Source organism: Phaeobacter sp. PT47_59 (assembly GCF_028890025.1).
In the GTDB taxonomy this organism is placed as follows: Bacteria; Pseudomonadota; Alphaproteobacteria; order Rhodobacterales; family Rhodobacteraceae; genus Phycobacter.
Map to the genome: position 1 here is coordinate 149,871 of NZ_JARCJL010000002.1, position 18,810 is coordinate 168,680.

Consider the following 18,810-nt stretch of genomic DNA (forward strand, 5'->3'; position numbering starts at 1 on the left):
AGAAGTCACGTCTATGTGGCAGTGGTAATGGCAGCCTTCACGGTTGTTAGAGTGATGCTGGATAGAGGGGCAATAGCACTAAAGGCCGTTTCTTTTGACCAAGCGTAGCAAATCCACAACATCGCCTGGCGCGATTGAAAGGAATTCACACGGACCAACCCCTGTTGCCCTTCCCACCGCGTCACAAAAGGATTGGAGGTTCCGTAAAAACTCGCGTTTTTCTTGCTCACTATGCTGCCCAAGAGGTTCACCTTTTCGCAGCGCTGCGCGGTCGTTGTGAGCGATCAGTTTTCTTCTGGCTTTGCCAATTCTGTCTAAGTAGCTTTTCAGGCGTTGGCCTAGGTCGGTTATCTCGTCGGTCAATACACCTGCCTCTCTGAGGCTAACGAGAAAATAGTCTACGGAGAGGTTTCGTTGTTTTTTGGACCCGGCTGAATCCAGGATTCGGGCTGTGTACAGAAAGTACAGCTCAACCATCCACCCGTTGAGATCACAAAAGAATTCAGGAGCGACCCGGTTCATTGGGGGCGCTCCCTCTTCATTTTCAAACAGGACTTCGAACGTATTTACGAGTATAGCGAGCGAAGTGCATTGCTCTCGAAAAAGTTCAAAGTCCTGCTTTAACTGTTCCATCAATCGCGCAGCAGCTCGTTGATGCCGGTCTTGGAGCGGGTCTGCGCGTCCACGCGCTTCACGATCACCGCGCAGTAGAGGCTGATGCCGTTCTTCGAGGGCATGGAGCCGGAGACCACCACCGAATAGGGCGGCACTTCGCCGTACATGACTTCGCCGGTCTCACGGTCGACGATCTTGGTCGATTTGCCGATATAGACGCCCATACCCAGAACCGAACCTTCGCGCACGATGCAGCCTTCGACCACTTCGGAGCGGGCACCGATGAAACAGTTGTCCTCGATGATGGTGGGGCCGGCCTGCATGGGTTCCAGCACGCCGCCGATGCCGACGCCGCCCGACAGGTGCACGTTCTTGCCGATCTGCGCACAGGAGCCGACGGTGGCCCAGGTATCGACCATGGTGCCCTCATCGACATAGGCGCCGAGGTTCACGAAGGAGGGCATCAGCACCACGCCCGGCGCGATGAAGGCGGATTTGCGCACGACGCAGTTGGGGACCGCGCGGAAACCGGCGGCCTTCCACTGGTTTTCACCCCAGCCTACGAATTTGCTGTCGACCTTGTCCCACCAGCCGGAGCCCTGCGGGCCGCCGGACTGGATTTCCATGTCCTTGATGCGGAAGCCCAGCAGCACGGCCTTTTTTGCCCATTGGTTCACGTGCCAGTCGCCGTTCTCCATCTTTTCGGCCACGCGCAGGCTGCCGCTGTCGAGCGCGTTGAGCGTATCCTCGATCGCCTCGCGCTGCTCGCCGGTGGTGGCGGGGGTGATGGTGTCACGCGCCTCCCAGGCGGCTTCGATTGCGGTTTCCAGCTGTGCGTTGGACATGGGTGTATCTCCGGCAAGAATATGGTTTCGCGCCTACATAACGGCATTTGTGGTGAAGGTCATGTGCCGATTGCGGTGATCGGGTGCCGTTGGGCGGCCCCGGACGATCTATCGCACCCGGCGCAGGTGGCGGCGCAGGATTTCGCATCCCGCCGCCGCATCCCGCCGCCGCATCGCCTGAACAATGGCGGCGTGATCCTTGTCCGCGCGCGGGCGCCACTGGTGTTTCCAGTTCGCAAACAGGTGCCGGGCCGAGGCGATGTGCAGATCGTCGATGGCCGCCAGCAGGCGCGGCATGGCGCAAGGCGACAGGATGGTACGGTGAAACTGCCGGTTCAGCCGTTCCCAGGAGGCCATATCGGTTGCCTCATCGCAGGCGATGCGGGCGGCATCGGCCGCTTTGACATCGGCATCGCTCAGCCGGGCAAAGGCGTGTGTCAGCGCCAGCACCTCCAGCGCCACGCGCATTTCGATCACCTCGCGGATTTCGGCGGGATCGAGCGCGCTGACACGGGTGCCCCGGCGCGGCTGCGAATAGGCAAGGCCATGCGCCTCTAGCCGCAACAGGGCTTCGCGCACCGGCACGTGGCTGGTGTCGAAGGCGCGCGCGATATGGTCCTGGCGCAGCTTTTCGCCCGCGGGCAGCTGCCCGGTGACGATCTGTTCGCTCAGTGCGGTGTAGATCCGGTCTGCGATCGTGGCGGTCATGATCCTGCGATAGGGTGCCTTTGGTCCTGCGGCAAGCCTTAGCCCTGCGGTGCAAGCGGATCTGGGGCGATATTGCCACCACAGACCAGCACAGCCACACGTTCGCCGGGGGCGGGCTGATAGGCGCCGGACATCAGGGCCGCCAGCGCGGTGGCGCCCGCCGGTTCGGTCAGGATGCGCCGCTCCCGCCAAAGCGCCGACTGCGCCGCAGTGATCGCCTCGTCCGATACGGTCACCGAGGTGACGCCCTTTTCCCGCGCCAGATCAAAGCAGATCGAACCGATGCGCTTGGCGCCCAGCGCGTTCGCCGCAACGCCCGAAACCTCCACATCCACGGGAGTGCCCGCGTCCAGTGCCGCATGGAGCGCGCAGGAGGTATGGGGCTCCACCGCGACGATCTTCTTGCGGCCATCGAACCAGGCCAGGGCTCCGGCGATCAGGCCACCGCCGCCCACCGCGATCACCACGGTATCCGCTTCAAGCCCCTGGTCTTCCCATTCGGCAAAACATGTGCCCTGACCCGCGACCGTGCCGGTGGCATCATAGGCGTGGACTTGCATCGCGCCGGTTTCGGCTTCGTAGGATTGAGCCTGTTCCAGCGCATTGGCATAGGCGCCGGGCACCACCTGCAGGTCGGCGCCCGCATCGCGGATCAGGGAGATCTTGGCGGGACCAGCCATTTCCGGCACGTAGATCCGCGCCTTGTGGCCAAGCTGGCTGGCGGCATAGGCGACGGCCGCGCCATGGTTGCCGCCCGAGGCCGCCACAAGCCCCGCTTCGGGCACCTCACTGCTCAGCAGCGTGTTGAAGGCCCCGCGCGCCTTGAAACTGCCGGTGTGCTGCATGTGTTCCAGCTTCATTTCAATCGGATAGCCGAGACCAAAACCCGTCGTTGTCAGAACAGGAGTTCGCTGAACATACGAGCGAACCCGATCCGCCGCCCGCGCAATATCACCGTGCCAATTCATGTTTCGAAGCCTTCTTCTTTGAAAGGGGGCCGACTTGGCCAGAAGGAGTGTTAGCGCAGATCATGCGGGGAAAACAACATCCCATGCCGTCAAGATAGCGCGGCGCGGGGCATGTTCGGGCAGGTCGATGTGAACACAACCCATGGTATAATATTGCTTAACCTCCCTATGCGAAGGTTGCTGCGTTGGCGACAATTTGATTCGATTTGGAGGAAGTGACATGCCCAATGCAGTTCTAAGGTTGCGAGATAATGCCGGATTTCCGCTGATGGAAAATCCGTTCTACTTGATGAGCCGCAACAGGCTGTCCATTTCCGAGCAGGATTGGCAGGAGGGTCTGCCCACTGGGCGATCCGGCAACCGCGTTTCCATCGAAACGACGGTTTTCGTGCCCTCCGAAACGCTGAATGAACCCGATGTGGAGACGCCGGTGAGGTTGGAGTTCATCGGCCGGTTCTCCTCTGCGGGCGGCGGTTGGTCCGGTGGTATCAAGAAGCTGCAGTTCTATTTCGATGATGTGCAGGTGGGCACCCTCCGTTTGGGCAGGCATCTGGATATTTCCGAAATCGTGAATGTCACCGACCCTCACAGCATATGGCAGGCCCTGAGCCTGGATGGTTTCAAGGGCGCGCTCACGGCGGAGGATGATTACTTTTCCGCGTCGGAGGGGGCAGATCGCCTGCGGGGCGGTGCAGGGGGAGATACGATCCTGGCCAACGGCGGGGATGACCGTGTGCTTGGCAACAATGGCAGCGATTACCTCTACGGCGGCCGTGGCAACGACCGTTTGGTGGGGGGCAGCGGCGATGACACCCTGGACGGCGGAGACGGTGACGATGTCCTGATCGGCGGCAGCGGTGACGACCATTTTCGGGAGGAACAGTCTGCGGGTCAGGATACCTGGACAGGCGGCGCTGGAGCCGACCGGTTTGAAATCAGCCGTGCCGGAGGTGTGGGTGCCGCCGCCACGGTGAGCGATTTTTCCCGCGAAGATGGCGATCAGATTGATCTGTCCGGCGACGATGCGTTCAGAGAAAGATCCTTTGACGAATTTATCTTTATCGGCACCAGGGAGTTCACGGAAACGGAAGATCGCTATGAAATCCGCATGGAAAACGGTGTGGTAGAAGTCGACAGCGATTGGGATGGCGAGGCCGATCAATCCATTGTCCTGACCGGTCACGACAGTTTCTCGGGCGTGCTCGACTGGTTGATCCTGCCCGAAGGTTTTGAGTTCGGCTAACGGGGCGCCCAAGTTTTCATGGGACATCATGATTGAGCCCCGAGCCGGGGTCGCCCTGGCTGGGTGCTGTGCTTCGGTGCGGCAGGCCTTCGTGCTGCGCAGGAGACCGTGATCCTTGCCTTGCCCTCACGTCATGCTAGGCTGAAGCTGGTGTGTTAATCAGTTTGCATTGGGGGCAGCCATGGCGCGTAGTATTTTAAATCTCTTGTCGAACACTGGGGCACCTTTTCGCGAGAATCCTTTTCATCTGATGGGGCGCGATGCGATCCCGATCACGGTCGAGGATTGGAATGCGGCTGCGCCTTCCGGGAACTCCGGCTCCGCGTTTCGACTGCAAACCACCTATGTCGAACCCTCCACCATCGCCGGAGAGCCGGATTTCGAGATGGATGTCACCTTGCGCTTTGTTGGCGCGTTCTCGAAAAATGACGGAGACTGGTCCGGCCCCATTCGCAAGCTACAGGTCTTCGTCGATGGTGAAAAAGTCGGCACCATCAGCCTGCGGGGCAATCTGGCAATCGAGGATGTGTTCGGGGAAACCGACTCTGGCACGATCTGGGATGCCCTCAGCCTTGACGGGTTCAGCGGACGCCTGACCGGAGAATACGATTACTTCTCGGCCTCCAATGGACGGGATGTCTTGAATGCCGGCGGCGGCAACGATGTGATCTTTGGCTTCGAGGGCAACGATCGGATCTCCGGGAAGGGCGGCAATGACATGCTGCACGGCCAAAAGGGAGATGATCGCCTGATCGGCGGGGCTGGCAACGACACCCTGGATGGCGGGGAACATGACGATGTTCTTTTGGGGGGCGGGGGACAGGATCTGTTCCGCGCAGAGAATGGCTTTGGCCAGGATACCTGGACCGGCGGGCGTGGTGCGGATCGGTTCGAAATCGGTTTCTTCCGAGAAGGCGACCTTGGCGCCACGGTGACGGATTTCAACAGGCGCCAGGGCGATCAGGTTGATCTTTCGCAGGATGAGATCTTCTTTTTCCAGGACTTCGATGAAATCGTCTACATCGGCAGCGACGCCTTCACCGGGACAGAAGGCCGCTATGAAATCCGAATGGAAGACGGCCTTGTCGAGGTGGACAGCAACGGCGACGGGGAAATGGATCAATCCATCCTGCTGGACGGTCAGGGGAGTTTCACAGGCAATACAAACTGGCTCCTGCTGCCGGATGGCTTTGATTTCGGGTAGCTGGTCCCGGTCCTGTGACGCAGTATTGCAATGGGCGGGTAGCAAGGGCTGGCCCAGCCCCCGTTGTATCGCTACACCTGCTGTTCGACCCTTCTGACAGACAGGTATTTCACCATGAGTGATGATCGCAAAAGCCCGTTTCCCGATGCCCAGTCCGACCGCAGCCGCGCCGAGCATATTCCGCAGACGCCGCAGACGCGGTCGCCGTCCTACAAGCTGGCCTTTGCCGATAACGAGTTCATGCTGCGTGACGAGCTGCGCCCGGTGCGGTTGCAGCTGGAATTGCTGAAACCGCAGCTGTTGCTGGATGAAAAGGGGATCGAAAGCACCATCGTCATGTTCGGCGGTGCCCGTATTCCCAGCCCCGAGAACAAGCATCAGGCGCGCACCCAGACCCTGGCGGATCTGTCGCATTTCTATGACGAGGCGCGGGAGTTCGCCCGGCTGATGACGCAGAAATCGCTGGAGTCGTCTTGCCGACACAATGTCGTCGTCACCGGCGGCGGTCCCGGCGTGATGGAGGCGGGCAACCTGGGCGCCGTTGACGCGGGTGGGCATTCCATCGGTCTGGGCATCGTGCTGCCGCATGAGCAGGCGCCCAACAGCTATGTGACCCCCGATCTCAGCTTCAACTTCCACTATTTCGCGGTGCGCAAGATGCATTTCCTGATGCGCGCGCGCGCGATCACCGTCTTCCCCGGTGGGTTTGGCACATTGGATGAGCTGTTCGAAAGCCTCACCCTGATCCAGACGGGTCGGATGGAGCGGGTGCCCTTCATCCTGTTCGGTCGCGCCTTCTGGGAAAAGATCATCAACTGGGAGGCCCTGGCCGATGCCGGGACCATCTCCGATCAGGATCTCGACCTGTTCCGTTTCGTGGAGACCGCGCAGGAGGCCGTGGAGATCATCGAAAACTGGGAGCCAGCTCCCGCCCGCGAGACCCTACCGGACCGGGATATTTAAAAAAACTCAGGCGGCAGAACGCCCACGGGCACATTCTTGGGCAGACGGGTCAGCACCTGTTCGCCCTCGACCGTCTTGATGGCGTAGCCATAGCCACGCAGGCGGAATTGCCATTCGCGGGCGCTCAGCGCCTTTTCACGCTCGTCGCGGATCAGGGTCAGAACGCCCGGTTCGATCTCGTTGTGGTTGGCGGCGTGGTTGATGTCCTGTTGCATATCGATTCCCTTCTAAAATCCAATTGTTCTCGGAATAGAAACTGTTCCGGGCAAATGGCGAAATTGCACCGGAACAAGGGAAAGAATGGGGCGGCAAGGCTGGATTGTGTCGGAATTCGGCCCGAGCCGAAGACCCGAGCCGAACAAAACCCTCAGGACGACAGCCCGGTTTCGGCCTCGATCTGCTTGCGGCTCTTGCGGGCGCGTTCGGTGGCGGATTTCAGCTGACCACAGGCCGCCAGGATATCCTCGCCGCGCGGGGTGCGGATCGGTGACGCATAGCCCGCCTGGTAGATGATATTGGCAAAGGCGTGAATGCGGTTGTTGGACGAGCGTTTGTAGGGCGCGCCAGGCCATTCATTGAAGGGGATCAGGTTCACCTTGGCCGGGATGCCCTTGATCAGCTCGACCAGACGATGCGCGTCTTCGTCGCTGTCATTCACGTCCTTCAGCATCACGTATTCAAAGGTGATGCGTTCGGAGTTGGTCAGGCGCGGATAGTCGCGCAGCGCATTGAGCAGCGCCTCGATGTTCCAGCGCTTGTTGATCGGCACCAGTTTGTTGCGCACCTCGTCGGTGGTGGCGTGGAAGGAGACCGCCAGCAGGCAGCCGATTTCCTCGGCGGTGCGGGCGATTTCCGGCACCACGCCCGACGTGGACAGGGTGATCCGGCGGCGCGACAGGGAAATCCCCTCGGGGTCCATGGCGATCTTCATCGCATCGCGCACGTTGTCGAAATTATACAGCGGCTCGCCCATGCCCATCAGCACGATATTGGACAGAAGGCGGGTTTCGTCCTTCGGTTCCCCCGGGACCGGCCATTCCTCCAGATCGTCGCGTGCCATCATCACCTGTCCGACGATTTCGGCGGCGGTCAGGTTGCGGACCAGCTTCTGGGTGCCGGTGTGGCAGAAGGAGCAGGTCAGCGTGCAGCCCACCTGGCTGGAGATACAGAGCGTGCCACGGCCCTCTTCGGGGATATAGACCACCTCGACCTCATGCCCGCCGGCGATGCGCACCAGGTACTTGCGGGTGCCATCCGAGGAGACCTGCTTGCTGACCACCTCGGGGATGGCGATCTCGAAATGCTCGGCCAGTTGCGCGCGATAGGCCTTGGCGAGGTTGGTCATCTCGGCAAAGTCGCGCTTGCCCCATTGGTAGATCCACTGCCAGATCTGACCGACCCGCATCTTGGCCTGCTTTTCCGGTGTGCCATGTTCGATCAGCACCGCGCGCATCTGGTCGCGGGTGAGGCCCACAAGATTGATCTTGCCGCCCTCGGGCAGTTTGCGGGGCAGGGTCAGGACGTCTTGGGTGATCGGCGCATTGGCGGTCATGGCGGGCGACTCACGGTTTAGGGGCAGGATGCGGCTCTATATAGGAGTTTGCCCGAAGATCAAAAGATTTCCTGCCCGCTCAGATCTGAAGCGGTCAGTCCGGGTCGCGCATCAAAAACCCCGACACCAGATGGAGCCGGGGCGATCTGCGCGACGTCGGCAGCTTTACACGTTACTGGGCGCAGCGTTTCTCTGCGTCCTCGAAGGCGGCGGTGAAGCCCAGCAGCGAGAAACTGTCCTTGGTCTGGGTGCCGCGGGCCGAACGGGCGGTCAGAACCGCATCTGCGCCGCGTTTCATCGCGGTGATGATCTTGGCGTCATCCGCAGGAGTGGCGGGCCAGGCCCATTCGCCCTCGGTGAAAAGTTCGAATTCGGCGTCGCCAATGACCATGTTCACGGTGGAACCCGGCGCGAAAGGATAGCCGCCGGTGAAGCTGACCTGCCCCTTGTCGCTGTCATCGGGGCGGAACAGCACGAAAAGCTGGATGTCGCTGCGGCGCACGGCCACGACACGGCCGTCACGGGTGTTGACGGTTTCCTTGGGCGCGGACACGCCCCAGCATTCCTTGGGGTTGTCGGCCTGAAAGACGCTCCAATCCACATTGGCGCCAACCCGGTTGTCTGTTGTTGCTTGCTGTGCCTGCGCGCTGGTGCTGGCCATTGCCGCCATACACAGGCCCGCAGCCAAGCGGACGAGTTTCGATGCCATTTGTCCCGACTCCAAGACTGTCATAACCTCAATTTCAAGTGGCAGCTTTGGGGGTTTGGCAGCGTTGAACCGCCGTCTTTGCCCGCATTGCCTCGCTTGCCATACAGAAGCACAGTAACGTAACAATCACCACGAGCGAAAGTGCGTTTTGGCAGGATTTCGCCAAGAAACGAGGCTGATATCATGACGAAACCGGTTCCCATGGCTGAAGTGTGGCGCGGATCTTTGCTGGAAAGCTTGCATCTGGGGCATGGCGTGGTCTGCGACGCAAAGGGTCAGATTGTGCGCAGCTGGGGCGATCCGGATGCGGTGATCTACCCGCGCAGCTCTGCCAAGATGATCCAGGCGCTGCCGCTGATGACATCCGGCGCTGCCGCCAAATACGGGCTGAGCTCGCAGCAGCTGGCGTTGGCCTGTGCCTCCCACAATGGCGCGCATATCCATACAGATCGGGTCAACGCCTGGCTGGGGCAACTGGGTCTTGCGGACAGCGATTTCCGCTGTGGCCCGCAGGAGCCCGCCGACATCCCGGCGCGTAACGAATTGATCAAGACGGATCAGTCCCCCTGTCAGGTGCACAACAACTGCTCGGGCAAACATGCGGGGTTCCTGACGCTTAGCCAGCATCTGGGGGCAGGACCTGAATATGTCGAGATCGACCACCCGGTGCAGCAGGCCTGTCTTGCGGCCTTTGAAGAGGTGACGGGGATGGAGAGCCCGACCTATGGGATCGACGGCTGCTCGGCGCCGAATTTTGCGACCTCGGTGCATGGGCTGGCGCGGGCGATGGGCTGGTTTGCATCGGCGCATACGCGTTCGGACCGGGCCTCGGACGGCGCGGCGCAGCTGGTCGCGGCCATGGCCAAGCACCCAGAGCTGGTCGCCGGTGAAACACGCGCCTGCACCAACCTGATGCGCGCCATGGGCGGGCGCGTGGCGATCAAGACGGGCGCCGAAGCCGTGTTCGTGGCGATCCTGCCGGAACAGCAGCTGGGCGTGGCGCTGAAGATCGTCGATGGGGCGACCCGGGCCAGCGAATGCGCGATTGCGACTATTCTGGTCGGGCTGGGCGTGCTGGAGGCCGATCACCCCGAGACCCGCAAATACATGAACGCGCCGCTGCTCAATCGGCGAAATGTTGACTGCGGCGCGATCCGCCCTGCCTCCGAGCTGATCTTCTGAGCGACAGGGTTTGAGAACAGGGTTTGAGATCGGGGCGCTCCCGCCCGTCGGCGGTCTTTTGAAAAAGACCTCCTCCCGTTGGGCGTGGCGCCGCGCGCTGCGCGGCGCTGGGCCCAAGGCTGCCAAGGGGTGACGGCCCCCGGGCCGACGCACCTGCATGCGCGGGAGTACGCCCGTCTGGATCGAAAGGTCTGGGCCTATAGCATGTCGAGGATCAGTTTCGCGGCCAGCGCCACGGAGGTCAGAACCAGAAGCGGCTTGATCAGCCGCGCGCCGACCTTCAGGGCCATGAGGGCGCCCAGCCTGGCCCCCGCGATCTGGGCAACGCCCATCGCAAGGCCGGTGATCCACCAGGGTGTGGCGACAAAGGCAAAGGCAGCCAGGGCGCCCGCGTTTGATGCCAGGTTCAACAGCTTCGTATGGGCGGTCGCTTTCAGGATCCCGTATCCGGCCAGCGATACGAAGGCGAGCATGTAAAAACTCCCCGCCCCTGGCCCCAATAGCCCGTCATAGGCGGCGCAGAGCGGCACCATGGTGCCTGCAAACAGCGCAGGCGACAGGCGGCGGGCGCGGTCCAGATCGCCGAGCCCCTTCTTGGTTGCAAAGAAGATGGCAATCCCGATCAGCAGAACGGGCAGGATCACCCGGATCCATTCCACCGGCAGCACCGAGACCAGCAGCGCCCCCAGGATCGAGGCGGCAAAGGCGATCAGGGCCGAGCCCCACTGGCTGCGCAGATCCACATGGCCCCCACGGGCATAGGACAGGGCCGCCGTGGCAGCACCGAAAAACCCTTGGATCTTGTTGGTTGCAAGCGCGGTTACCGGGTTGGCGCCGGCGATCAGCAGCACTGGCACGGTGATCAAGCCACCGCCGCCTGCGATCGCATCGATGAAGCCGGCGACAAATCCCGCCGCCATCAGCAACAGCAGGATGTCCGGGGTGACCTCTACCCCAAGCAGGAATTCCGGCACTTTGATCAGCCTTTGAAGTCGTCCTGGCCGTAGCCCTGAACGAACAGAAGCGCGGTCAGATCGCCGTGGTTGATACGGATGTCGCACTCTGCCGCGACCGAAGGCTTGGCATGCAGCGCAACCCCTGCGCCTGCCCGTGTGAGCATGCCCAGATCGTTGGCGCCATCGCCGACGGCAATGACCTCGGCCTCGGAAATTCCCAGCCGCGCGGTGATTTCCTCCAACGCATTGACCTTGGCTTCGCGGCCCAGGATCGGACGCGCCACATCACCGGTCAGCGTGCCGTCCGCCACCAGCAGCGTGTTGGCGCGGTTCTCGTCAAAGCCCAGTTCGGCGGCGACCTTGGCGGTGAAGGCCGTGAAACCGCCCGAGACCAGCGCAGCATAGGCGCCATTGGCCTTCATCGTTGCCAGCAGCTGCTTGCCGCCCGGCATCAGGGAAATACGGGTGTTCAGAACCTCTGTGATCATGCCTTCGGGCAGGCCCTTCAACAGAGCGACGCGCTCGGTCAGGGCGCCTTCGAAATCCAGCTCCCCGTTCATGGCGCGGGCGGTGATGTCCTTCACGCGTTCGCCAACACCTGCGACCTCGGCCAGCTCATCGATGCATTCCTGCTGGATCATGGTGGAATCCATATCTGCCAGCAGCATCTTCTTGCGGCGGCCTTGCGCAGCTTGGATCACCAGGTCGACCTTCATCTGCTGAAGATCCTCCCAGACCTTCCACTGGTTGTCGGGCAGAGTGTCCAGGGCAAATTCGGCGGCAACGTCAGGGGCCAGCCACTGTGCCTCGGTGCCGCCCCAGGCATTGCGCAGGGAGTCGACCAGCGCCGTCTCAAGGCAGGGGGCCGCAGGGTTGCAAAGCAGGGTGACGGTATACATAGGCAGGCTCCAAGGTGGGAGAAGGCAGGTCTTGGGCCTCTCATAGCGATGCCCGGCCATGGGGACCAGTCCCTGCGGCGAAAGGCGCTTGATTGCTGCCCGTGGTCGCCGCTCTGGTCAGATCCTGCCGTTTTCGGACATCATCACCGCGATCCAGCGCGTGGTCGGGATCTCTGCCAGGATGATCATCACCATGGCGGTCAGCGGCACCGCCAGGATGGCGCCGGTCATGCCCCAAAGCTCGGTCCAGAGCGCCAGCGCCAGCAGCACCGAGAAGGGGCTGAGGTTCACCGACTGGCCGAGGTATTTCGGCTCCATGTAGTAGCCGATGATCATCTGCGGGGTCATCAGCGCCACCAGCGCCAGCGCCGCATGGCCGAAGGAGCCGAACTGGATCAGGCTGATCGTCACCGGGAAGAACACAGCGATGATGGAGCCGATATAGGGGATGTAATTCAAAAGCCCGATCAGGATCGCCCAGAAGGCCGGGTGGGCAATCCCCAGCGCAAGCAGGATCGCATAGGAGATGAGGCCCAGGATGACATTGACCAGCGTCTTGGCGGCAAGATAGCCGCCGATCTTGTCGTTGATCTTGCGCGCCAGCTCCAGCGTGCGCGCGGCGTCTTCGGGGTCGCGCATGGCCATCAGGGTCTTCTCCGGCAGCCGGTCCAGTTCCGTGAGGATGAAGACAGCATAAAGCGCCGCACCCACAATCAGGGTGCCGCCGTTGCTGATGGTGGCCAGCATGGCAGGCATCAGAGTGGTGGCGTCGATCAGGTCAAGCAGGCTTTCGCCCAGATTGGCCCAGCTCGGCACCTCGTCGACACCCAGATAGGTCAGCAATTCGTGCTGCAACTTGTCCAGATTGGCGGCATAGGTCGGCAGGGCTGCAGAAATCGCCGTGGCACTTGCGGTGATGAAGGAGGCCAGCACCATGAAGGCGGCCAGGATCGCCAAGAGCACCAGCAGCCGCCGTGCTGTGCGGGGCAGGTGGCCGATGATCGGCACACCGGACAGAACTTCGGCGGCGGTGGTCAGGATGTAGACCGCGATGATGGCGATCAGGATCGGCAGCAGGATGGCCTGCCCGGCGGTCAGAAGCCAGCCCACCATCAGCAACAGGGCAAGGGAATAGGTGACCAGGGCCAGTCTGCTCATGTCTGAGGTCCGATTCGATTCATTGCCTGAAACAGACAATAGCATTGCCACGGGTGCTGCAATGAAACAGCGGGTTTGGCAAAACTCTGTTTACGAAGTTTCCGAAAGGCGTCAGGTCGGGTCGCAATTGCGCGCCAGATCGCCGCAATCTGTCGTTTTCCGTATTGCGCGATGCGGCGGCGCAGCGTAATGCCGTCCGTGGGACACCCCTCCCCAACGAGGGGCATTTATCTGGAAGGATAGCATAAATGGCTAACCAGCAACCGGCTACGCGGCCGGCCAATCCGCGTTTTTCCTCTGGCCCCTGTGCCAAACCCCCCACATTCGATCTGACCAAACTCGCAGATGCGCCTCTGGGCCGCTCGCACCGTGCCGCTGTCGGCAAGGACAAGCTGAAGGCTGCCATCGAAGGCACCCGCGAAGTTCTGGGGATCCCCGCCGACTACAAGATCGGCATCGTGCCCGCCTCGGACACCGGTGCCATGGAAATGGCCATGTGGAGCCTTTTGGGCGCCCGCGGCGTTGAAATGCTGGCCTGGGAAAGCTTCGGCTCCGGCTGGGTCACCGATGTTGTGAAACAGCTGAAACTGGATGCCGTTTCCAAGACCGCAGAATATGGCGAGATCGTCGATTTGGCCTCGGTCGATTTTGCCAATGACGTGGTCTTCACCTGGAACGGCACCACCTCGGGCGTGCGTGTTCCCAATGGCGACTGGATCCCGGCGGACCGCGAAGGTCTGACCCTTTGCGATGCCACCTCGGCGGCTTTTGCGCAGGACCTGCCCTGGGACAAGCTGGATGTGACCACCTTCTCCTGGCAGAAGGTGCTGGGCGGTGAAGCGGCCCACGGCATGCTGATTCTGTCTCCGCGTGCGGTTGAGCGCCTGGAAAGCTACACGCCCGCATGGCCGCTGCCGAAAATCTTCCGCCTGACCAAGGGCGGCAAGCTGATCGACGGGATCTTCTCCGGTGCGACCATCAACACGCCCTCCATGCTGGCGGTCGAGGATTACCTGTTTGCGCTGGATTGGGCGCGCTCGGTTGGCGGTCTCGAAGGCCTGCAGGCCCGCGCCAATGCCAATGCGCAGGCAGTGTTCGACTTCTGCGAGGCCAACGACTGGATTGCCAACCTGGCTGTGGATGCGGCGACGCGGTCTAACACCTCGGTTTGTCTGAAGTTCACCGATGACCGCATCAAGGACGGCGCTGCCTTTGCCAAGGCCGTGGCCAAGCGTCTGGAAGCGGAAACCATCGCGCTGGACATCGGCGCCTATCGCGACGCGCCTGCCGGTCTGCGGATCTGGTGTGGCGGCACGGTCGAGACCTCCGACGTCGAGGCGATGCTGCCCTGGCTTGCCTGGGCCTTTGAGGCCGAGATCGCCGCGCAAGGCTGATTAAGTGACTTCGCCCGGCGGCACCGCCGGGCAGCGCCCGACCCTCCCCCAGGAGGGCGCTTTGCACCCACCAGGGTCGGACGCTTCCCTCGCTCAAAATTGACGGCCTTTCCACAGGCCCCCGCACAAAGGACCACCAGACATGGCCCCCAAAGTACTCATTTCCGACAAACTCTCCGAAGCCGCCGTTCAGATCTTCCGCGATCGCGGCATCGAGGTCGACTTCCAGCCCGACCTTGGCAAGGACAAGGACAAGCTGGCCGAGGTGATCGGCAACTACGACGGTCTTGCTATCCGCTCGGCCACTAAGGTCACCGAGAAGATCCTCGAGAACGCCACCAACCTGAAGGTGATCGGTCGCGCCGGCATCGGCACCGACAATGTCGACAAGGAAGCCGCGTCGAAAAAAGGCGTGATCGTGATGAACACGCCCTTCGGCAACATGATCACCACCGCCGAGCACGCCATCGCGATGATGTTCGCCGTGGCGCGCCAGATCCCCGAGGCATCGGCCTCCACCCACGCGGGCAAGTGGGAAAAGTCCAAGTTCATGGGCGTCGAGCTCACCGGCAAGACCCTGGGTGTGATCGGTGCCGGCAACATCGGCGGCATCGTCTGCGACCGTGCCCGTGGCCTGAAGATGAAGGTCGTCGCCTATGACCCCTTCCTCGGCCAGGAGAAGGCCGACAAGATGGGTGTCGAGAAGGTCGAGCTGGACGAGCTGCTCGCCCGCGCCGACTTCATCACCCTGCACGTGCCGCTGACCGACCAGACCAAGAACATCCTGTCGGCAGAAAACCTCGCCAAGACCAAGAAAGGCGTGCGTATCATCAACTGTGCCCGTGGCGGTCTGGTCGATGAAGAGGCGCTGGCAGAGGCGCTGAAATCCGGCCATGTCGCCGGTGCGGCCTTTGACGTCTTCTCGGAAGAGCCTGCCAAGGAGAACGTGCTGTTCAACCTGCCCAACGTGGTCTGCACCCCGCACCTGGGCGCCGCCACCACCGAGGCACAGGAAAACGTCGCCCTGCAGGTGGCCGAGCAGATGGCCAACTACCTCTTGACCGGCGCGGTCGAGAACGCGCTGAACATGCCGTCGGTGACTGCAGAAGAAGCCAAGGTCATGGGCCCGTGGATCAAACTGTCCGAGCACCTGGGTGCCTTCATTGGCCAGATGACCGATGATGAGCCGATCAAGGCGATCAACATCCTCTATGATGGCTGCGCGGCCGAGATGAACCTCGAGGCGCTGAACTGCTCGCTGATCGCCGGGATCATGAAGTCGATCAACCCGGATGTGAACATGGTCTCGGCCCCGATGATCGCCAAGGAGCGCGGCATCAAGGTATCGACCACCAACCAGGAACAGTCGGGCGCCTTTGAAGGCTACGTGAAGGTGACCGTGGCGACCCCGACGCGCGAACGCTCCATCGCGGGTACCGTGTTCTCGGATGGCAAGCCGCGTTTCATCCAGATCAAGGGCATCAACATCGACGCCGAAGTGGGTGAGCACATGCTCTACACCACCAACAACGACGTGCCGGGCATCATCGGTACCCTGGGTAAGACCATGGGCGATCATGGCGTCAACATCGCGAACTTTACCCTGGGCCGCGCCGTGGCCGGCGGTGAAGCGATCGCGCTGCTGTACGTCGACGGGCTGGTCCCGGCCGAAGCCCGCGCCAAGCTGGCGGAAACCGGTCTCTTCAACCAGATCAAGCCGCTTGAGTTCGACGTGAACTGATCTGCGCGATCAAGCCAAGACTTAGGAAGCCGCCCTTGCAACGGGGCGGCTTTTTCCGTTCAGGCTGGATATCAGCCGCGCGTCCGGGCGCGCAGCACCACGATCAGGAACACCACCATGCCCGCCAGGGTCAGGACCGAGCCGAGTTTGGCCAGAACGTCATTCTGGCCCGAGATTGCCATTGCGATGCCCGGAATGATCACGCCTAGACCGGCAACAGACAATCCGAAATGCAGTTTTGGAAGAACGCCCTCGGCTGCATTCGGTACCAGGTGGTAGAAAAAGCCGAAGATCGCAAAGCTGACCCAGCCGATGAGATTGAGATGCCCATGCGCTGGGGACAGGCCGTGATCGCCGGACGCGGCCATGTGAATCCCCCATGCCATGCCGCCAAGTGCCGAAATGACTGCGATCAAAAAGAAAGCCGATGATAGTCCCTTCATTGGTCAGTTCCCCCCTGTTGAACTCGTTATCCTTGGCTGTCACATCGTTTCCGTGCCGCTGGAATACCGGTCTTGAGTGCGACAGTTCGAAGCAGTGTGGCCGGATTTTCGGCTGTAATCCAGTTTTTCCGAGCGCCTGGGCCCCTTGTGATGCGGGCGGGCATGGGTCATCTATTCTGCATTGCAGCCAAGGAGATACCTCATGACCGCGCCGATCTACGCCATTGGAGATATCCACGGACAGCGTGAGATGCTGGAACAGGCGCTGGAGCGGATCGTGGTGGATGGCGGCCCTGACGCGCAGGTGGTGTTCCTGGGGGACTACGTGGATCGTGGCCCCGATTGCCGGGGTGTCCTGGATCTCTTGATCGAGGGCCAGGCGGCGGGCAGGAACTGGACCTGCCTGATGGGCAACCATGACCGCATGTTCTCGATGTTCGTGGAGGAGTACCCGCGCAACGATGCCCGGCTGCTGGTCGGCTATCACTGGCTGCACGACAAGATCGGCGGGGTGGAGACGCTGGCCTCTTACGGCGTGGAGGTGCCCGACGGCGCGCGCATCCACGAAGTCCATGCCGAGGCGCGCGGTGCTGTGCCCGAAAACCACCGCGACTTTCTGCAGGGCCTGCCCAGCCATCACGAGGCGGACGGGCTGTTGTTCGTTCACGCAGGCATTCGACCGGGGCTGCCGCTGGCCGAGCAGAGCGAGGATGACAAGATCTGGATCCGCCAAGAGTTTCTGAACGATCGCCGTCGCCATCCCTGGCTGGTGGTGCATGGTCACACCCATGTCCCACAAGCCGAACATCGCGGCAATCGCGTCAATCTTGACAGCGGCGCGGGCTTTGGCCGCCCCCTGACGGCAGCCGTCTTTGAGGGCAAGGACTGCTGGGTGCTGAGCGATGAGGGGCGCAAAAGGCTAGGTTCGAGCTAACCTAATTAGATGTTCATTTTGCGCACAACAGGCCACTTTCTTTTCGCATCATTAAGGGAAGCATGCTAGATTGTGAATGTGGCTGGTGACCATTTTGCCAGTGTTATACTGTTTTTCTTCTCGGTTCTGGGATGATGTGTTTCGGTGCCAGCCACACTCAAATCCTCCACCTGATAGTACCTCATGCGGCCCTTGATGCGCTGCTGAATTCCCTTGAGTGCCAATGTTTTATGGTGTTTTCGGCTCATGAAGACTGACTGGGATCCGGCGCGTTCCAATCCAGGATGACCTTGCCGCAATGCCCTGATTTCATTGCTTCAAATCCCATTTTGAAACTTTTTATTCCGAATCGGTGCGTGATGATTTTTTGGACATCCAGACCGTTCTGAAGCATGGCGATCATCTTGTACCAGGTTTCAAAAATCTCGCGTCCGTAGACCCCTTTCAGGGTGACCGCCTTGAAGACGATGCGGCTCCAATCGACCGGGGACTTGCCGGGCGGGATGCCCAGAAGCGCGATCTTTCCGCCCATCACCAGGGCCTCCACCATCTGATCCAGCGCGGCCTGACTGCCGGACATTTCCAGACCCACGTCGAACCCCTGGCGCATGCCCAGCTCCGCGATCACGTCTTGCAGGTCTTCCTTGGCCACGTTCACGGGGCGCACATCTGCGACCTGCTCTGCCAGCGCCAGCCGGTCCGGGTTCACGTCGGTGATCGCCACATGGCGCGCGCCCACGTGCCGTGCCACGGCCGCGGCCATGATGCCGATGGGGCCCGCGCCGGTGATCAGCACGTCCTCTCCGACCAGATCAAAGCTGAGCGCCGTGTGCACCGCATTGCCCAGGGGGTCGAGGATGGCGCCGATCTCATCCGGGATGTCGTCGGGCAGCGGCACCACGTTGAAGGCGGGCAGGCGCAGATACTGGGCAAAGGCGCCCTGTTCGTTCACACCGATACCGCGGGTTTCGGGGTCCAGGTGGAACTTCCCGGCCCGCCATTGGCGTGAGTGATGGCCGATCAGGTGACCCTCGCCCGAGCAGCGTTGGCCGATCGTCAGATCCGTCACGTTCCGGCCCAGCTCGACAATCTCACCGGCGAATTCGTGGCCCGTGATCAGGGGCACCGGCACCGTGCGTTGTGCCCAGCCGTCCCAGTTCCAGATGTGCAGGTCGGTGCCGCAGATCCCGGTCATGTTGACCTTGATCAGCACATCATCGGGGCCGATCTCCGGCACCGGCGCCTGCACCATCCACAGGCCTTCTTCGGGCCTGGATTTCTCCAGGGCGATCATCG

Annotated in this window: 19 protein-coding genes; 7 read left to right on the forward strand and 12 right to left on the reverse strand. The window is 61.6% G+C overall.

Going from position 1 to position 18,810, the window contains the following annotated elements; genetic code table 11:
- Positions 1–78: 78 nt before the first annotated feature.
- From PXK01_RS02445 to PXK01_RS02460, 4 genes are all read right to left on the reverse strand, one after another.
- The gene (locus PXK01_RS02445) at positions 79–633 is read right to left on the reverse strand and encodes an AbiU2 domain-containing protein (protein WP_274858725.1); all 555 of its coding nucleotides are present in this window, start codon (positions 631–633) and stop codon (positions 79–81) included.
- Entirely contained in the window at positions 633–1,460 is an 828-nt protein-coding gene (gene dapD / locus PXK01_RS02450) for a 2,3,4,5-tetrahydropyridine-2,6-dicarboxylate N-succinyltransferase (protein WP_274858726.1), read from the reverse strand. The genes PXK01_RS02445 and dapD overlap by 1 nt, the downstream gene beginning before the upstream one ends.
- A 108-nt stretch (positions 1,461–1,568) precedes the next feature.
- Positions 1,569–2,168, reverse strand: a complete 600-nt coding sequence (locus tag PXK01_RS02455; RefSeq protein ID WP_274849359.1) for a GntR family transcriptional regulator — start codon at positions 2,166–2,168, stop codon at positions 1,569–1,571.
- Positions 2,169–2,206: 38 nt separating this feature from the next.
- On the reverse strand, positions 2,207–3,136 hold the full coding sequence (locus PXK01_RS02460) for a threonine/serine dehydratase (protein ID WP_274858727.1): 930 nt from the start codon (positions 3,134–3,136) through the stop codon (positions 2,207–2,209).
- Positions 3,137–3,356: 220 nt separating this feature from the next.
- Between PXK01_RS02460 and PXK01_RS02465 the strand changes: the two genes are divergently transcribed.
- The 3 genes from PXK01_RS02465 to PXK01_RS02475 all read left to right on the forward strand — a co-directional run bounded on the left by PXK01_RS02465 (position 3,357) and on the right by PXK01_RS02475 (position 6,546).
- Positions 3,357–4,379 (forward strand): calcium-binding protein, encoded by a 1,023-nt coding sequence (locus tag PXK01_RS02465; protein ID WP_274858728.1) that lies wholly within the window; start codon positions 3,357–3,359, stop codon positions 4,377–4,379.
- 250 nt (positions 4,380–4,629) lie between these two features.
- Positions 4,630–5,583 (forward strand): calcium-binding protein, encoded by a 954-nt coding sequence (locus PXK01_RS02470; protein WP_274858729.1) that lies wholly within the window; start codon positions 4,630–4,632, stop codon positions 5,581–5,583.
- Between the two features lie 114 nt (positions 5,584–5,697).
- Positions 5,698–6,546, forward strand: coding sequence for an LOG family protein (locus PXK01_RS02475; protein ID WP_274858730.1), 849 nt, complete (start codon positions 5,698–5,700; stop codon positions 6,544–6,546).
- Here the strand turns inward: PXK01_RS02475 and PXK01_RS02480 are convergent.
- The 3 genes from PXK01_RS02480 to PXK01_RS02490 form a co-directional block, all read right to left on the reverse strand.
- Positions 6,543–6,761, reverse strand: a complete 219-nt coding sequence (locus PXK01_RS02480) for a hypothetical protein (protein WP_274858731.1) — start codon at positions 6,759–6,761, stop codon at positions 6,543–6,545. The two genes, PXK01_RS02475 and PXK01_RS02480, sit on opposite strands and share 4 nt — an antisense overlap.
- 152 nt (positions 6,762–6,913) lie before the next feature.
- Positions 6,914–8,098 carry a 23S rRNA (adenine(2503)-C(2))-methyltransferase RlmN gene (gene rlmN, locus PXK01_RS02485; RefSeq protein WP_274858732.1) on the reverse strand — a complete coding sequence of 395 codons (1,185 nt, stop codon included), beginning with the start codon at positions 8,096–8,098 and terminating at the stop codon, positions 6,914–6,916.
- A 172-nt stretch (positions 8,099–8,270) separates the two neighbouring features.
- Positions 8,271–8,807: an invasion associated locus B family protein gene (locus PXK01_RS02490; protein WP_274849366.1), complete on the reverse strand. Its 537-nt coding sequence runs from the start codon at positions 8,805–8,807 to the stop codon at positions 8,271–8,273.
- Positions 8,808–8,990: 183 nt separating this feature from the next.
- Between PXK01_RS02490 and PXK01_RS02495 the strand changes: the two genes are divergently transcribed.
- The gene (locus tag PXK01_RS02495) at positions 8,991–9,989 is read left to right on the forward strand and encodes an asparaginase (protein ID WP_274858733.1); all 999 of its coding nucleotides are present in this window, start codon (positions 8,991–8,993) and stop codon (positions 9,987–9,989) included.
- Positions 9,990–10,186: 197 nt separating this feature from the next.
- On the opposite strand, the gene PXK01_RS02500 is transcribed toward PXK01_RS02495, so the two are convergent.
- From PXK01_RS02500 to PXK01_RS02510, 3 genes are all read right to left on the reverse strand, one after another.
- Positions 10,187–10,909 (reverse strand): TSUP family transporter, encoded by a 723-nt coding sequence (locus PXK01_RS02500; protein WP_274858857.1) that lies wholly within the window; start codon positions 10,907–10,909, stop codon positions 10,187–10,189.
- Positions 10,910–10,968: 59 nt separating this feature from the next.
- A complete protein-coding gene (serB, locus tag PXK01_RS02505; RefSeq protein WP_274858734.1) occupies positions 10,969–11,844 on the reverse strand; it encodes a phosphoserine phosphatase SerB in 876 nt (291 codons plus the stop codon).
- A gap of 117 nt (positions 11,845–11,961) precedes the next feature.
- Entirely contained in the window at positions 11,962–13,002 is a 1,041-nt protein-coding gene (locus tag PXK01_RS02510; protein ID WP_274858735.1) for an AI-2E family transporter, read from the reverse strand.
- A 248-nt stretch (positions 13,003–13,250) separates the two neighbouring features.
- Here PXK01_RS02510 and PXK01_RS02515 point away from each other — a divergent pair, with 248 nt between their 5' ends.
- Together PXK01_RS02515 and serA are read left to right on the forward strand one after the other, a co-directional pair.
- Positions 13,251–14,396, forward strand: a complete 1,146-nt coding sequence (locus tag PXK01_RS02515; RefSeq protein ID WP_274858736.1) for a phosphoserine transaminase — start codon at positions 13,251–13,253, stop codon at positions 14,394–14,396.
- Between the two features lie 142 nt (positions 14,397–14,538).
- A complete protein-coding gene (gene serA, locus PXK01_RS02520) occupies positions 14,539–16,137 on the forward strand; it encodes a phosphoglycerate dehydrogenase (protein WP_274849371.1) in 1,599 nt (532 codons plus the stop codon).
- A 71-nt stretch (positions 16,138–16,208) separates the two neighbouring features.
- Here serA and PXK01_RS02525 read toward each other — a convergent pair whose 3' ends face one another.
- Positions 16,209–16,580, reverse strand: a complete 372-nt coding sequence (locus PXK01_RS02525; RefSeq protein WP_274858737.1) for a hypothetical protein — start codon at positions 16,578–16,580, stop codon at positions 16,209–16,211.
- A 202-nt stretch (positions 16,581–16,782) separates the two neighbouring features.
- Between PXK01_RS02525 and PXK01_RS02530 the strand changes: the two genes are divergently transcribed.
- Positions 16,783–17,514, forward strand: coding sequence for a metallophosphoesterase family protein (locus tag PXK01_RS02530; RefSeq protein ID WP_274858738.1), 732 nt, complete (start codon positions 16,783–16,785; stop codon positions 17,512–17,514).
- A gap of 244 nt (positions 17,515–17,758) precedes the next feature.
- Here the strand turns inward: PXK01_RS02530 and tdh are convergent, their stop codons facing one another.
- Positions 17,759–18,808: an L-threonine 3-dehydrogenase gene (gene tdh / locus PXK01_RS02535; RefSeq protein WP_274858858.1), complete on the reverse strand. Its 1,050-nt coding sequence runs from the start codon at positions 18,806–18,808 to the stop codon at positions 17,759–17,761.
- Positions 18,809–18,810 lie beyond the last annotated feature (2 nt).